The sequence below is a fragment of the Affinundibacterium fentianense genome (genome assembly GCF_018139545.1).
Taxonomy (GTDB): domain Bacteria; phylum Pseudomonadota; class Gammaproteobacteria; order Burkholderiales; family Burkholderiaceae_D; genus Undibacterium; species Undibacterium fentianense.
On the sequence record NZ_JAGSPJ010000007.1, the window covers coordinates 141,988 to 155,783 of the forward strand.

A 13,796-nucleotide genomic window follows, 5' to 3' on the forward strand; every position below is an offset into this window, starting at 1 on the left:
GCGTTTGAACTTGTATTTTGTCTGTGGCACCGCAAACGGTTTTTATGTCAACGATGCGCGGTACGATTGTTCGAGTCTTGCTGTCGTGCGACTTGCTTGTTGACGACAGACGGCCAAGTGAGCGATCTTTACTCAATCACTTTAGGAACAAGATAAAGTCCATCTTGCGTCGTTGGCGCGACACGTTGGTAGGCATCACGTTGATTTGACTCGGTCACCTGATCTTCTCGGAGGCGCAGGCAAAATTCTGGCATCAATGCAGCAAGCGGATGACTCAGTGGTTCAATTCCCGTTGTGTCAACGGCGTTCAATTGTTCAGCGATCGTAAAAAAACCGTTGAGCTTATCCAGTGTACTTTGGGCCTCAGCTTCGGACAGATCGAGTTTAGCGAGATTGGCGATGCGTTTTACATCGTTGAGTTCTAATGACATGATTGACTACGTCCTGCGACGCGATAAATGCGCGCCAAAATGATGTTGAAGATAATGAAATGTAGCTATAACCTGCAACCGACAGAGACATAAAAATTGTGTTTTTAATATATCTGTAATGGATTGCGAAAATCGTTGAATTGGCCGCAAGATTGCTGCAAATTCTATTTGGTGGATAACCTATGATTTCTAGGATTATAAGGTAGAATGTCGGGTTAATACTCTTAAAATCGCCGAAGATGCCGAGTTTGTTGGCTGAATTAGTGATTTTGATGTAATGGTGGAGAAAGTTTTGAATGGGTTGTCGCGGTGCAAACGTTGCATGGGGAATTTTGAAATTTCCGCTTATTTGCAGCTAAATTCATTTAAAAAAACCTAATTTCTGTTTGATTGACCATTTTTTTGTGCCTAGTCATCCTGAGAATAAGGGCTTTTTGTGCCTAGATGTACATCGGGGGTAAACAATTTTTTGCGCAGCAAAGTTGCTGTGCAAGTCAATTCAATATTGACGCCATATCGACAATACAGAACACACAGGAATTTACATGTTTGGTTTTTTTCGTAGTAATGATTTAGCTATCGATCTCGGCACAGCTAACACGCTGATTTATGTGCGTGGTCAAGGTATCGTTTTGGACGAGCCTTCCGTGGTCGCGATTCGCCAAGAAGGCGGTCCCAACGGCAAGAAGACAATTCAAGCAGTGGGTAAAGAAGCCAAACAGATGTTGGGTAAAGTGCCAGGCAATATCGAAGCGATACGTCCAATGAAGGACGGTGTGATTGCGGACTTTACTGTGACAGAGCAAATGCTCAAGCAGTTTATTCGCATGGTGCATGACACCAAGCTATTTAAACCATCACCACGGATTATCATTTGTGTTCCTTGTGGATCAACCCAAGTTGAGCGCCGTGCAATTCGTGAATCTGCATTGGGTGCGGGTGCTTCTCAAGTGTATTTGATCGAAGAACCAATGGCTGCAGCGATTGGCGCAGGCTTGCCCGTCTCTGATGCGACTGGTTCGATGGTCGTTGATATTGGCGGTGGCACGACAGAAGTGGGTGTGATTTCTCTCGGTGGTATGGTTTACAAAGGCTCCGTGCGTGTTGGTGGCGATAAATTTGACGAAGCAATCGTTAATTATATTCGTCGTAACTATGGCATGTTGATTGGGGAGCAAACTGCAGAAGCGATCAAGAAAACAATCGGCTCTGCCTTCCCTGGTTCAGAGATTAAGGAAATGGAAGTTAAGGGACGCAACTTGTCCGAAGGGATTCCACGTTCCTTTACGATTTCAAGCAATGAAATTTTAGAAGCGTTGACCGATCCATTGAATAACATTGTTTCGGCTGTTAAAAATGCGCTCGAACAAACGCCGCCAGAACTCGGTGCAGATATCGCTGAAAAGGGGATGATGTTGACCGGAGGTGGCGCCTTGTTACGTGACCTTGATCGTCTGTTGATGGAAGAAACGGGTTTGCCTGTTTTGGTTGCCGAAGAGCCGTTGACTTGCGTGGTACGCGGGTCGGGAATGGCTTTAGAACGCATGGATAAATTAGGATCCTTGTTTTCTTACGAGTAAAGATTGAACAATCTGTGTCGTATGCGGCGTTGCATTGAGAACGGAACGCCGCTCAACCAGTATAAATACAGGGTAAAGTCAGATCTGGCGAATTGGTATGCCAGATCTTTTTTTAAGTTTTTTGCTTGTTCGCTGGCGTCAACCTATGCAACATAGTCCTCCTCCACTTTTTAAACAGGGCGCCTCTGCGCGTGTAAAAGTGGTGTTCTTCGCAGTTTTTGCACTCGCGCTGCTGGTTGTTGATTCAAGACTCAATTCTCTGGTCTTGGTTCGGCAAGTCGTCAATACGGTTCTTCATCCTTTACAAATGCTAGTACTCATGCCGCGTGATGCTTCTAAGCAGTTAGCAGAATACTTTGCCTCAACAGTTCACCTCCAACAAGAATTAAAAGAGCTCAAGACTCAGCAAATATTGCAGGCGCAAACGGTGCAACGTAGCCAAACGCTGGCGAATGAAAATGCGCAACTACGTCGGCTTTTAGAATTGAAAGAGCGCACGCCAGGAAAATCCGTATTGGCGGAGATTTTGTATGATGCACGTGATGAATACGCGCGCAAAATTATCTTGAATAAAGGTATGCAACAAGGAGTGGCTCTTGGTCAACCTGTGATTGACGATCGAGGCGTGATAGGTCAAGTAACGCGAGTCTTTCCACTGACTTCTGAAGTGACGTTGCTGACTGACAAAAACCAAGCAATCCCGGTGCAAGTTGAGCGTAGTGGTATGCGTAGCGTGATTAATGGACGCGGTCGTTCTGCTTATCTTGATATGCGGGTGACCAGCAATGCGGATATTAAACTTGGCGATATTCTAGTCACCTCAGGACTCGACGGAATATACCCACCCGGACTTCAAGTCGCAAAAGTAGCGCAAGTCGAGAGTAAAGCAACGACCACTTTTGAGGTCGTTTTATGTACGCCGGTGGCTGGCATAGAACAACACAAGCAACTACTGATTCTACTCGTTGAAACCGATCATATCGCGCCACCCGAATCTGAGGAAGAGCGAACCAAGAAGGAAAAAATTAATCGACGTGTGACGCGCGATTCGGTTAAGGAAAATGAGAAGAGTAATGCGAAGGAGGCCGTCCCCTTGCAAGAAAATGGGACTTCGCCAGCAACCAGCTTGCCCATCACAAAAGAGAATGTTGCGGAGACCGTCCCCAGTGGGGAGAATGCTGGCGCGACAGCACAGCCAGCGGATCGCGCCACGAATGCGGGCGCAACGCAAACTGTCAAGACTGCTAAGGCACCAAAGGTCGAAGCGAATCCACGTCCCGCAAGTTCAGTGAAAGAGGATAAAAAATGAATCATCCTCACTACATTTTATTACCTGTTAATTCATTCTTCATTGCACTCAGCTTATTGGGTGCATTCATGTTGAACTTATTTCCTTGGGGCGTACACGTCGGAGTTCCGGATTTTGTTGCATTGGTACTGGTCTTTTGGAGTATTCATCAACCGCGCAAAGTGGGGATCGGTGTCGCCTTTGCGATGGGACTATTGATGGATGTCCATGACGCTGTCTATCTAGGTGAAAACGCACTGGCCTTTACTTTGCTATCGTACTTCGCCATCTCTATCCACCGCCGTGTTTTGTGGTTCCCTCCCTTGGTGCAAAGTTTGCAGGTGTTCCCGCTGTTCCTCGGCGTGCAATTAATACAGTTGGCAGTGCGATTATTGTCATCGGATTCGCATTTCCCTGGATGGTTGTTTTTCTTAGAATGCGTGGTGACCACCGCTCTTTGGCCGATTGCAAGTTGGTTGCTGTTGGCACCGCAACGCCGCCCAGTCGATAAAGACGATACGCGTCCGATTTAGACTAGGATGGGAGCGCTATGACGGAGTTAAAAAATACTGAACGCGAGCTATATCTGTTTCGGGTTCGATTGGTTGTGATCGGCCTTCTCGCAATGGTGTGCTTTACGGTCTTGCTTGGTCGTTATGTGTGGCTGCAAATCGTCAAGCATGAAGCATATGCGACGAAAGCCAATGAAAATCGCATTTCAGTGGTGCCGATTGTTCCGAATCGTGGTTTGATTATGGACAGAAATGGCGTGATCTTGGCGCGGAATTACTCTGCATACACACTTGAAATCACGCCTTCGAAAATCACTCAGGACTTAGATAGTTTGATCGACGATTTGTCGACCTTGGTTGATATCCAACCGAAGCATCGTAAACGTCTACGCAAATTAATGGATGAATCGAAGAGCTTTGGTAGCCTTCCAATTCGTACTCGTCTATCCGATGAAGAAGTTGCACGTTTTACCGCTCAACGCTTTCGTTTTCCAGGTGTGGATGTCCAAGCGCGTTTGTTCCGTCAATACCCTCTGGGTGATGTCGCGTCCCATGTCATTGGCTATATCGGACGTATTAATAAGCGCGACGCTGAATTAATTGAGGACAGCGAGGATGCACCAAATTACAAGGGCACGAACTATATTGGCAAGGAAGGCCTAGAGAAAAGTTACGAAAAACTCTTACACGGTACCACCGGCTTTGAAGAAGTCGAAGTATCTGCGGGAGGGCGACCAGTTCGGACTTTATCTCGAAATTTACCAGCGTCCGGTAAGAACTTGATATTGTCCGTTGACATCGAGTTACAAAAAGTCGTTGAAGAAGCATTCGGCGATCGCCGCGGCGCGTTGGTTGCCATTGAACCTTCAACAGGCGACGTATTATCTTTTGTTTCGATGCCGACTTTCGATCCCAATTTGTTTGTTGAAGGAATTGATCAACAAAGTTGGAACGAGTTAAATACATCTGAGGATATTCCTTTACTCAATCGTCCATTGACTGGGGCTTATCCTCCAGGTTCGACGTTTAAGCCTTTTATGGCATTGGCCGCATTGGAACTCGGAAAGCGGACAATGACGCAAGCGATTTCCGATCCTGGCTATTTTGCGTTTGGAAATAAGATCTTCCGTGACGACCGTGTCGGTGGGCATGGTTTTGTTGATATGTACCGCGCTGTTGCCTTGTCTTGTGACACTTATTTTTACCAATTAGCGAATGACATGGGGGTGGATGCGATCCATGATTTCATGGCGCAGTTTGGTATGGGACAAATCACGGGGATCGATCTAGACAACGAACGTCGTGGATTACTCCCGTCGACAGAATGGAAACGTACCGCGTTCAAGAAAACGATTAATCAACGATGGATTCCAGGCGATACGATTTCTCTCGGCATTGGTCAGGGGCAAAATACATTTACGCCTTTGCAGATGGCGCATGCGACGGCGACCTTAGTGAATAACGGTATCGTCATGAAGCCGCATCTCGTCAAACAAGTTGAAGATCCGCAAACCAAGCAGAGAACCTTAACTGTACCCAAAGAGAGTAACCGTATCTCACTGAAGCCGGAGAATGTCGAGTTTATTAAGAATGCGATGGCGGGCGTCGTGAAAGAAGGGACGGGCGCAAGAGCTTTTGCCGGCGCCGAATACACGTCTGGCGGAAAGACGGGTACCGCGCAGGTCGTTGCCATGAAAAAAACTGAAAAACATGGAACCAAGCATGCGGTAGAACGGTTCCGCGATCACTCTTGGTACATTGCTTTCGCACCAGTTGATAAACCTCGAATTGCAATCGCGATCATCGTTGAAAACGGGGGGTATGGTGCGGAATCGGCGGCACCAATTGTACGCAAAGCGATTGACTATTACTTGCTTGGAAAACGACCTGCTGATAAGACGCTTGCTCTGTCTGTCACAAAAGTGGTCGATCCCAATAACGAGAATGACGAAGAATTGAGTGAAGAAGAAGCGATGAAAGTGGTGCCCAACACCGAAGTGAATTCAGCGAACAATGCCAACAATGTGAGCGATAAGAATGGGTCTAAAGTGCCCGCACCAACCACAAACAAGCTTGATTCGAATGTCGAGAAAAAAACCTTGACCAAACCAGAAACCGGCGAAAAACCCGTGCGTGTACAACCTACTGCGGTGAAAAAAACAAATGGATAATCGAGACGTCTACTGGCAGCGTATCCGTTCATTTTTCTTGGTGTTCGACGCGCCTCTGTCGATCTTGCTTTTCTTGATTATGTCGACTGGAATTGTCACCATGTATTCGGCTGGGCTCGACTTCCCTGGGCGACTAGAACATCATATGCGCAACATCGTGATTGCTTTTTTTGTGATGTGGATTGTTGCAAATATTCCGCCGCAAACTTTGATGCGATTCGCCGTACCTTTGTATACCGTTGGGGTTGCTTTATTGATCGCAGTGGCGATGTTTGGTTTGGTAAAAAAGGGCGCGCGTCGTTGGTTAAATGTTGGTGTGGTAGTCCAGCCCTCGGAAATTTTGAAGATTGCCTTACCCTTGATGTTGGCATGGTATTTCCAGAAGAGAGAGGGCTCTCTACGCTGGAAGGATTTTGGTATTGCTACGGTTATTCTGGCCATTCCTGCTGGTTTAATTGCGAAGCAACCAGATCTGGGAACCACGATTTTAGTTTTTGTCGCAGGCTTCTCGGTGATATTTTTTGCGGGACTCTCTTGGCGTCTATTAGGCGGCCTGTTTGTGCTGGCACTCGCCAGTTTGCCTTTGGTTTGGAAATTTTTATTACATGATTACCAGCGGCATCGTGTCGAGATTATGTTTGATCCGACCGTGGACGCGTTGGGTAAGGGATTTCATATTATTCAATCGATGATTGCGGTGGGTTCCGGAGGTTTGACAGGTAAAGGCTGGCAAAATGGGACGCAGTCACATTTGGAATTTATCCCCGAACATACGACGGATTTTATTTCAGCGGTTTATCTGGAAGAGTTTGGATTTATTGGGGCATTATTTTTGGTCTCCTTGTATTTCTTGTTTGTCGTGCGCGGTCTGATGATTTCTGCCAACGCACCGACCTTGTTCTCTCGCTTGATGGCAGGTGCGGTCACCATGATTTATTTCACCTACGCATTTGTTAATATGGGTATGGTAGTTGGTATCTTGCCTGTGGTCGGTGTGCCCTTGCCATTTATGAGTTTTGGCGGAACGGCGATGGTGACTTTGGGGATGGGGGCAGGGATACTGATGAGTGTGCAACACCACCGCAAGTTGATGAAGTCTTAAGGATGAGACTGTCGATGAATTTAGCGCAAAAGTACGCCCATATTGAACTGCAGTTTCGTTCATTTTGCATAGCATTGGGAATAGGCGTGCTTTTGGCCGCATGTTCTACCCCAGTGAAAATGGCGCCTGTTAAAGAAAGTAGTAAGCCCATCGCGAGTGCGACGTCGTCGCCGCTTCCGACGAAATCGAATACCACGCCAAATTTGCCAAAGGCCAATTCAGGACGTGGTGGCTACTATCAAGATGATGGACCGGGCGATGAGATTCCTGATGGACTGGAATCTACGGTGGACCCTATTCCAACGATAGAACCGTATTCGCGAACGGGGAATAAACCCTATAGGGTTTTTGGTAAAGAATACACTCCTATTAATGACAGTACGACGCCGTTCAAACAAAGGGGCGTGGCAAGTTGGTACGGGAAAAAATTTCATGGGAAGCGTACTTCGTCAGGTGAACCTTACGATATGTACAAGATTACTGCCGCCCATCCGATTTTGCCGATACCATCCTATGCACGCGTGACGAATCTCAGCAATGGTAAGCAAATCATCGTGCGCATCAATGATCGTGGCCCATTCCACTCCAGTCGGATTATGGATCTTTCCTATACCGCGGCGTTGAAGTTGGGCTATCTCGGAAAAGGCAGTAGCGAAGTTGAACTCGAGAGGTTACTACCTGAAGATATCGCGAGAATGGCGGAGAATAGTCAAAACCAAGTCGCAAGTACCAAAGCTGTGAACTTGGATTCGAGCATGAATCGATCGACGATGGTAGCGCGTGAGGTGGACGAAAAGTCAGTGAAGGCCTCGAACACCAAGCCGTCTCCAAGTAGTGGTAGCGCAACAAGCAAGGAAAAAGAAAGTGTTAGTCTGCAAGTACTCGTGGCTTCGCAGCAAAACAACCGGACTGCCGAGGACGAGAAAATTATCGCAACGCCCTTAACGGACACGCGGAATATGGAGCCGAGTAAAAGCTATTATCTTCAATTCGCCGCATTTGCGATACGCGCGAATGCGCAGACCAGTATGTCACAACTGCAGCAGCTTTGGAAAAATCAAGGTGCCGAAGCGAACGCACAAACCAAGTTGGAAATCGTTCAACAAGGAAATTTATATCGTTTGCAAAGCGGTCCTTATGCAAATCGCGAGGCAGCGCAAATGGCTGCGCAAGAATTGGCGATTGGCACAGCGAAGCCTATTGTCGTGCAAAGACCTTAAGTTGTTTGACTTTGTTCTTTCATTTCCAGCGCTAATTGATAAAGTGCATTCTTTTTTTGTCCGGTCAATTGCGCTGCCAGTGCTGCTGCCTGCTTGACACTTAATTCCGCCAACAAGATTCCTAAAACACGTTTCGCTTCGAAATCGTTGTCTTCTTGGACTGCACTTGCGCCTTCAACAATTACGACATACTCGCCTTTTTCTCGATGCGTATCTTGTTTTAACCAATCGATTGCCTCGGCTAAAGGACAACGATGGATTTCCTCGAAGAGTTTACTAAGTTCACGCGCAAAAACGATTTGGCGCTTTGGACCAAACGCTTCTAGCAAGGCTTGTACCGACTCCAGAATGCGATGCGGTGCTTCGTAGAAAATCAGGCTCGCTGTGATCGGCGTAAGCTCCTGTAAACACGCTTGGCGCTGGCCAGCCTTGGCCGGAAGAAAACCAACGAAATAGAATTGATCTTGAATTAGCCCGCTTGCTGAAAGTGCGCTGATTGCCGCCGATGCCCCAGGCAAAGGAGACACGCGTAACCCGGCTTGTCGAACCGCATCGACGATAATTGCACCCGGATCGGAAACCGCTGGCGTACCCGCATCTGATACGAGGGCAATCCGCTCACCAGCTTGCAAACGTTGGATAATCTTTTGTGCAATGTCACGTTCATTATGTTGATGTGCGGCGATGAGGGGTTTGTGCAGGCCGTATCGTGTCAGTAGTTGCGCAGTATTCCGTGTATCTTCGCAAGCGATGGCATCCGCGAGTTGCAAGAGATACAGTGCGCGGAGAGAAATATCGCCACTATTACCGATTGGTGTTGCAACGATGTACAGAGTCGAATTAGGATAGCTTTGCTGCGCAACTGACTCAAAAAGTGCTTGCGGATTAAATGATGTGTGGGGATCTTGGTTCATTCGGCAGTTTCCATGTTTTGCATATTAATGATTGTACGCTATGACGGAATCGAATTGGCTGACACGCCGACTAGGTAGTTCACGCACAAGTAAGCAGCGTAGTGGCGACGCTGCTGAAGAACAAGCACTGTTGTACCTACAAAAGCAGGGTTTAGTCCTGATCGAACGCAGCTTTCTGTGCAAAGGCGGTGAAATCGATCTGATTATGCGAGAAGGCAATTGTCTTGTCTTTGTCGAAGTGCGTCAGCGTAAATCCATGCAATTTGGTGGGGCTGTTGCAAGTGTCACAGCCGCAAAACAAAGACGATTGGTGCATGCCGCACAATTTTATTTGCAAAAAATTAAAGTTATACCGCCCTGTCGTTTTGACTTGATTGCTATTGATGGAGAGGATATGCAATGGTTAAGGAATATCATCTCTTCCTGAGTTAAAATACCTGATGACGGCAACAGGAATAGAGATCAAAAAGAAAGATCTTTATTGAAGAAGACCAGCAAGTCATCCTTCTGGATGCAAGAACATGCTAGGAAATTTGTTGACGATAACGGTAATAACTTCATTTTTTTACCTGCAATTCAGGTGCCACCTTCACGAGTACTCCCCTATAATCGCCCCACTATGAAAAATCCACGTATCCTCTCGCACTTTCAAGAAAGTGCCGAACTCAAAATGATTTCAGCAGAAGTGTTGGCTGATCCGATCGAACAAGCCATCGAATTAATGTTCACCGCCTTGTCTAATGGCAATAAAATTCTCGCCTGTGGAAATGGGGGATCGGCAGCCGACTGTCAGCATTTTGCAGCGGAACTGGTTGGGCGCTTCGAGCGCGAACGTTTGCCTTTGCCTGCCTTAGCATTGACCACAGATACGTCCATCATGACTGCAGTTGCGAACGATTATAGCTTTCAGGAGGTATTTTCAAAGCAGGTTCAAGCATTTGGCCAAGCAGGCGACATTCTGTTAGCTATTACGACCTCGGGCAATTCTCAAGGTGTACTGAATGCGGTTGATGCTGCACTGGAACGGGATATGCGTGTGATCGCTCTAACTGGCAAAGGCGGTGGAGAAATGCGCCATAAATTGACCGAGGCAGATGTCCATATTTGCGTGCCACACGATAGAACAGCGCGCATACAAGAAGTACATTTGTTGACGATACATTGCATGTGTGACGGCATTGATGCCGCTTTATTTGGAGGTGATTCTGATGAGTAATCCTGTTGCCAGTTCTGCTTGGAAAAAAGTTGCTCGCCCTTTCTTGGCGATAAGCTTGGCATGTACTGCTTTAGTCGGTTTACAAGGGTGCGTGGCTGTGGTGGTGGGCAGCGCTGTGGTCGGCACGTTGGCAGCGACCGATAGAAGAACCTTGGGGGCACAGACCGAAGACAAGGCGATCGTGCTAAAGGGGGAATCCGCTCTTCGCCGTGCACTTGGTGATGCCGCCCATGTAAATGTTAACAGCTTCAATCGCCGTGCGTTGATTACCGGTGAGGTTGCAGATGAACAAGCTCGCTTAACGGCAGAAAATGAAGTTCGCGCGATTCAAGGGGTCGCCGCGGTGCAAAACGAAGTCATCGTATCCGGTCTATCGAATTTTTCCGCGCGTTCTTCTGACGCTGTGATTACAACCAAAGTGAAAGCTTCTTTGTTTGATACCAAAGATTTGTATGGCAACGCGTTTAAGGTTATTACTGAAGGCGGCACTGTGTTTTTGATGGGACGTGTGACTCAGCGCGAAGGCGATTTAGCCGCGCGGGTTGCGGCTGGTGTGAATGGGGTACGTAAAGTGGTGAAAGTGTTTGAATACATTACCGAAGCCGAGCTGAAAGCGATGTTGGCAACTCCAGGCAAAATTGATTTAAGTGAAGAATCGAAATAAGTAAGAATGACAAGGGCTGCAATTGAATACTGCGGCCCTCTTTTTTGGGAGAGTAGAGATGAGCTTGATTATTTTCTTAGCGATTATCGGTGGCATCATATTTTGGGCAATTAGTACCTACAACGGTCTAGTCAGCTCGAAAAATCAATTTAAGAATAGCTTCGCGCAAATTGATGTGCAACTGAAACGCCGTTACGACTTAATTCCGAATTTAGTCGAAGTGGCTAAAGGGTATATGAAACACGAGCGGGAGACCCTCGAAGCAGTGATTGCAGCGCGGAATCAAGCTGTCACGGCAAATGCCAAGGCCGCTGTCGACCCTTCTGACAGCGCTGCCGTACACCAATTGTCCAATGCTGAGGGTGCCTTAGCTTCGTCGTTGGGGAAAATGTTTGCCCTATCAGAAGCCTATCCAGATTTGAAAGCAAACGAAAACATGCTGCAACTCACTGAAGAGTTGACCAGCACAGAGAATAAAATCTCATTCGCACGCCAAGCCTACAACGATAGCGTCATGTCATACAACACCGCATGCGAACAATTCCCAGGAAATATCTTTGCCGGAATGTTTGGATTCAAAATCGCCGAATTGTTACAAGCGACGGAAGCCCCCGAAGAACGTAAAGCCATCAAGGTTTCGTTTTAAGACGCCCGCAAAGTTCTGTCAGACCTGCATTGCGATAAACCATGAATTTTTTTGAGCAGCAAGCGCAAGCACACCGGGAGAGTAAGAAATTATTATTCCTGTTTGCATTGGCGGTGCTCGCCATCGGCTTAGCGGTCAATGGTTGCCTCGCCTTAATTTGGATTTGGATGAAAGGGCAGTCACTCGCTGGCCCACATAGCTTTCCGCGCGGCTTCTTTTTTACGAATACCTTTGTATGTTTGCTGTTGATAGGTGGTGGCACGCTATTTGAAATGGCGCGTTTAAAAGAAGGTGGCGATGCCGTTGCACGCATGGCCGGTGGTCGCTTAATTTCGCCAGATTCAAGTGAAAGGCAAGAGCGGCGTCTGCTGAATATCGTGGAAGAGATGGCGCTCGCATCAGGTATCGCGTGTCCTCGTGTATATATTCTTGATGAAGAAGATGCAATCAACGCGTTCGCCGCCGGCTATCATCAAAATCAGGCGGTGGTCGCAGTGACTCGCGGTAGCCTATTGCGTTTGACTCGTGATGAGTTGCAAGGGGTGATAGGACATGAATTTAGCCATATTCTGAATGGCGATATGCGGATGAATATCAAGCTAATTGGTATCTTGTTCGGTATCCAAATGTTGGCAGGTTTCGGACAGCACATGATGGAATGGGGTGCTCGAATGGGCAGCTCGCGCAGTCGCGACGAAAAAGGCCCTTCATTTCAATTGGTGTTGTTGGCGTTTGGTGCTGCCCTATTTGTCATCGGCTATATCGGTATTTTCTTTGGCCGCTTGATTAAATCTGCGGTATCACGCCAGCGGGAGTTTTTGGCCGATGCCAGTGCCGTACAATTCACCCGTAACCCGGAAGGAATAGGCGGCGCATTGCGAAAAATTGGCGGCTTAACTTTGCGTAACCAATGCGGTTCGAGGATTAATCATCCGAATGCTGAACAGTTCTCGCATATGTTTCTTGGCGCCGCTAGGCCCAATTTGTTATCCGGTTTATTTGCAACGCATCCTCCGATTAAAGTTCGTTTAGAGCGACTGTATGGACGTCGCGTAGAGTTCTTAGAGGCGAGCGAGATTGAGGAAGAAGCGGTGCATGCCGTGAAGGTGGATGATTCGGAGATCGCAGTCGGACTCGCGGCAGGAGATAGGGCTAGCGGGCGAGTTGCTCATGTACCAGAAGTCGTGTCAGTGGGTTTTCATCCTGATTTTGGTTATCGTCAGCGAGAACCATTGGAAATCAACGAGGCTTCTTCTCAAGCAAATCGAGTTAGTCAGTGCGAAAAGCCGGTCAACATTCCTGCCGAGATCCTGCAGGCAGCGCGTGATCCACAGGCTGCAAGCGTACTGGTTTGTGCCTTGGTTCTTGATCGCACTTTGGCAGAGAACTATCAGTCACAAATTCAAATTTTAAGGCAGTTTTTGCCGCAGCAATGTGCATTTGCGACCTTATTGCATGAGACTCTCGAGAAGATGTCACCGGTCATGCGATTGCCCGTCTTGGATCTTGCTATGCCAGCTTTACATTTATTGAATTCGGAACAGCGTCGACAAATGCTGGGTTTGCTGTCTCGGTTGATCGCCGCTGATCAACAAATCAGTCAAAGTGAATTTGTACTGCAAACCATAGTGCAACGACGTTTAAGCGTGAATGCTGGACGCGATGTGAAAGTGCATTATCACCGCCTCGCCGAATTGAAAGAGGAAACGGCTTTGCTAATCTCTCTGATGGCCGGCGTTGAGAGTGACAGGGACTTGGCGCGTCAAGCCTATATTCGAGCGATTGCAAGCATGCCTGAATTGGGTTTGCAAAGAGAGCAGTTCGTTGGACGAGAGTCAATCGATTTCTTTGTGGTCAAGCAAGCACTCGACAAATTCCAACAACTCGCCCCTTTGGCAAAACCGTTTCTAATACGTTTGATGCTGAAGGCGAGTGCAGACCCCTTAAGTTTAGAAAGTGCGGATTTGTTACGCTGCGTATGTGCAGCGTTAGATGCTCCCGTGCCTGAAGTCGTGAGTGCCTGCTACGCTATCACCTTGCCTAGCTAGCACA

The 13,796-nt window shown here is 47.5% G+C and carries 13 protein-coding genes; 11 read left to right on the plus strand and 2 right to left on the minus strand.

The features are described 5' to 3' along the window. Nucleotides 1-128: 128 nt before the first annotated feature. Nucleotides 129-431 (minus strand): Asp-tRNA(Asn)/Glu-tRNA(Gln) amidotransferase subunit GatC, encoded by a 303-nt coding sequence (gene gatC, locus KDM90_RS15935; protein ID WP_212676628.1) that lies wholly within the window; start codon nucleotides 429-431, stop codon nucleotides 129-131. Between the two features lie 545 nt (nucleotides 432-976). Between gatC and KDM90_RS15940 the strand changes: the two genes are divergently transcribed. From KDM90_RS15940 to KDM90_RS15965, 6 genes are all read left to right on the plus strand, one after another. Next, complete coding sequence (locus KDM90_RS15940; protein ID WP_186941084.1) at nucleotides 977-2,011, plus strand: rod shape-determining protein; 1,035 nt, start codon at nucleotides 977-979, stop codon at nucleotides 2,009-2,011. 97 nt (nucleotides 2,012-2,108) lie between these two features. Continuing rightward, nucleotides 2,109-3,320: a rod shape-determining protein MreC gene (gene mreC, locus KDM90_RS15945; RefSeq protein WP_230409850.1), complete on the plus strand. Its 1,212-nt coding sequence runs from the start codon at nucleotides 2,109-2,111 to the stop codon at nucleotides 3,318-3,320. Then, the gene (gene mreD, locus KDM90_RS15950) at nucleotides 3,317-3,832 is read left to right on the plus strand and encodes a rod shape-determining protein MreD (protein ID WP_212676629.1); all 516 of its coding nucleotides are present in this window, start codon (nucleotides 3,317-3,319) and stop codon (nucleotides 3,830-3,832) included. Before mreC ends, mreD begins: the two co-directional genes overlap by 4 nt. A gap of 17 nt (nucleotides 3,833-3,849) precedes the next feature. Then, entirely contained in the window at nucleotides 3,850-5,982 is a 2,133-nt protein-coding gene (gene mrdA, locus KDM90_RS15955) for a penicillin-binding protein 2 (protein ID WP_212676630.1), read from the plus strand. After that, nucleotides 5,975-7,084: a rod shape-determining protein RodA gene (rodA, locus tag KDM90_RS15960; RefSeq protein WP_212676631.1), complete on the plus strand. Its 1,110-nt coding sequence runs from the start codon at nucleotides 5,975-5,977 to the stop codon at nucleotides 7,082-7,084. The genes mrdA and rodA overlap by 8 nt, the downstream gene beginning before the upstream one ends. 14 nt (nucleotides 7,085-7,098) lie before the next feature. Next, the gene (locus tag KDM90_RS15965) at nucleotides 7,099-8,304 is read left to right on the plus strand and encodes a septal ring lytic transglycosylase RlpA family protein (protein WP_230409851.1); all 1,206 of its coding nucleotides are present in this window, start codon (nucleotides 7,099-7,101) and stop codon (nucleotides 8,302-8,304) included. On the opposite strand, the gene rsmI is transcribed toward KDM90_RS15965, so the two are convergent. Then, nucleotides 8,301-9,218, minus strand: coding sequence for a 16S rRNA (cytidine(1402)-2'-O)-methyltransferase (gene rsmI, locus KDM90_RS15970; RefSeq protein WP_212676633.1), 918 nt, complete (start codon nucleotides 9,216-9,218; stop codon nucleotides 8,301-8,303). The two genes, KDM90_RS15965 and rsmI, sit on opposite strands and share 4 nt — an antisense overlap. 40 nt (nucleotides 9,219-9,258) lie before the next feature. Between rsmI and KDM90_RS15975 the strand changes: the two genes are divergently transcribed. The 5 genes from KDM90_RS15975 to KDM90_RS15995 all read left to right on the plus strand — a co-directional run bounded on the left by KDM90_RS15975 (nucleotide 9,259) and on the right by KDM90_RS15995 (nucleotide 13,792). After that, nucleotides 9,259-9,645 (plus strand): YraN family protein, encoded by a 387-nt coding sequence (locus tag KDM90_RS15975; RefSeq protein WP_212676634.1) that lies wholly within the window; start codon nucleotides 9,259-9,261, stop codon nucleotides 9,643-9,645. A gap of 192 nt (nucleotides 9,646-9,837) precedes the next feature. Further along, a complete protein-coding gene (locus KDM90_RS15980) occupies nucleotides 9,838-10,434 on the plus strand; it encodes a phosphoheptose isomerase (RefSeq protein ID WP_212676635.1) in 597 nt (198 codons plus the stop codon). After that, nucleotides 10,427-11,098, plus strand: coding sequence for a BON domain-containing protein (locus KDM90_RS15985; protein ID WP_212676636.1), 672 nt, complete (start codon nucleotides 10,427-10,429; stop codon nucleotides 11,096-11,098). The genes KDM90_RS15980 and KDM90_RS15985 overlap by 8 nt, the downstream gene beginning before the upstream one ends. Before the next feature lie 58 nt (nucleotides 11,099-11,156). After that, nucleotides 11,157-11,744, plus strand: coding sequence for a LemA family protein (locus tag KDM90_RS15990; RefSeq protein ID WP_212676637.1), 588 nt, complete (start codon nucleotides 11,157-11,159; stop codon nucleotides 11,742-11,744). 41 nt (nucleotides 11,745-11,785) lie between these two features. Beyond that, complete coding sequence (locus tag KDM90_RS15995; protein ID WP_212676638.1) at nucleotides 11,786-13,792, plus strand: M48 family metallopeptidase; 2,007 nt, start codon at nucleotides 11,786-11,788, stop codon at nucleotides 13,790-13,792. The last annotated feature ends 4 nt before the right edge of the window (nucleotides 13,793-13,796 follow it).

What these genes read in the sequence shown, in the direction of transcription:
- KDM90_RS15940 (WP_186941084.1), top strand. Translation starts at nt 977, where the DNA reads ATGTTTGGTTTTTTTCGTAGTAATGATTTAGCTATCGATCTCGGCACA.
- KDM90_RS15995 (WP_212676638.1), top strand. Translation starts at nt 11,786, where the DNA reads ATGAATTTTTTTGAGCAGCAAGCGCAAGCACACCGGGAGAGTAAGAAA.
- rsmI (WP_212676633.1), bottom strand. Translation starts at nt 9,218, where the DNA reads ATGAACCAAGATCCCCACACATCATTTAATCCGCAAGCACTTTTTGAG.
- KDM90_RS15980 (WP_212676635.1), top strand. Translation starts at nt 9,838, where the DNA reads ATGAAAAATCCACGTATCCTCTCGCACTTTCAAGAAAGTGCCGAACTC.
- gatC (WP_212676628.1), bottom strand. Translation starts at nt 431, where the DNA reads ATGTCATTAGAACTCAACGATGTAAAACGCATCGCCAATCTCGCTAAA.
- rodA (WP_212676631.1), top strand. Translation starts at nt 5,975, where the DNA reads ATGGATAATCGAGACGTCTACTGGCAGCGTATCCGTTCATTTTTCTTG.
- KDM90_RS15975 (WP_212676634.1), top strand. Translation starts at nt 9,259, where the DNA reads ATGACGGAATCGAATTGGCTGACACGCCGACTAGGTAGTTCACGCACA.
- KDM90_RS15965 (WP_230409851.1), top strand. Translation starts at nt 7,099, where the DNA reads ATGAATTTAGCGCAAAAGTACGCCCATATTGAACTGCAGTTTCGTTCA.
- mreD (WP_212676629.1), top strand. Translation starts at nt 3,317, where the DNA reads ATGAATCATCCTCACTACATTTTATTACCTGTTAATTCATTCTTCATT.
- mreC (WP_230409850.1), top strand. Translation starts at nt 2,109, where the DNA reads ATGCCAGATCTTTTTTTAAGTTTTTTGCTTGTTCGCTGGCGTCAACCT.
- mrdA (WP_212676630.1), top strand. Translation starts at nt 3,850, where the DNA reads ATGACGGAGTTAAAAAATACTGAACGCGAGCTATATCTGTTTCGGGTT.
- KDM90_RS15990 (WP_212676637.1), top strand. Translation starts at nt 11,157, where the DNA reads ATGAGCTTGATTATTTTCTTAGCGATTATCGGTGGCATCATATTTTGG.
- KDM90_RS15985 (WP_212676636.1), top strand. Translation starts at nt 10,427, where the DNA reads ATGAGTAATCCTGTTGCCAGTTCTGCTTGGAAAAAAGTTGCTCGCCCT.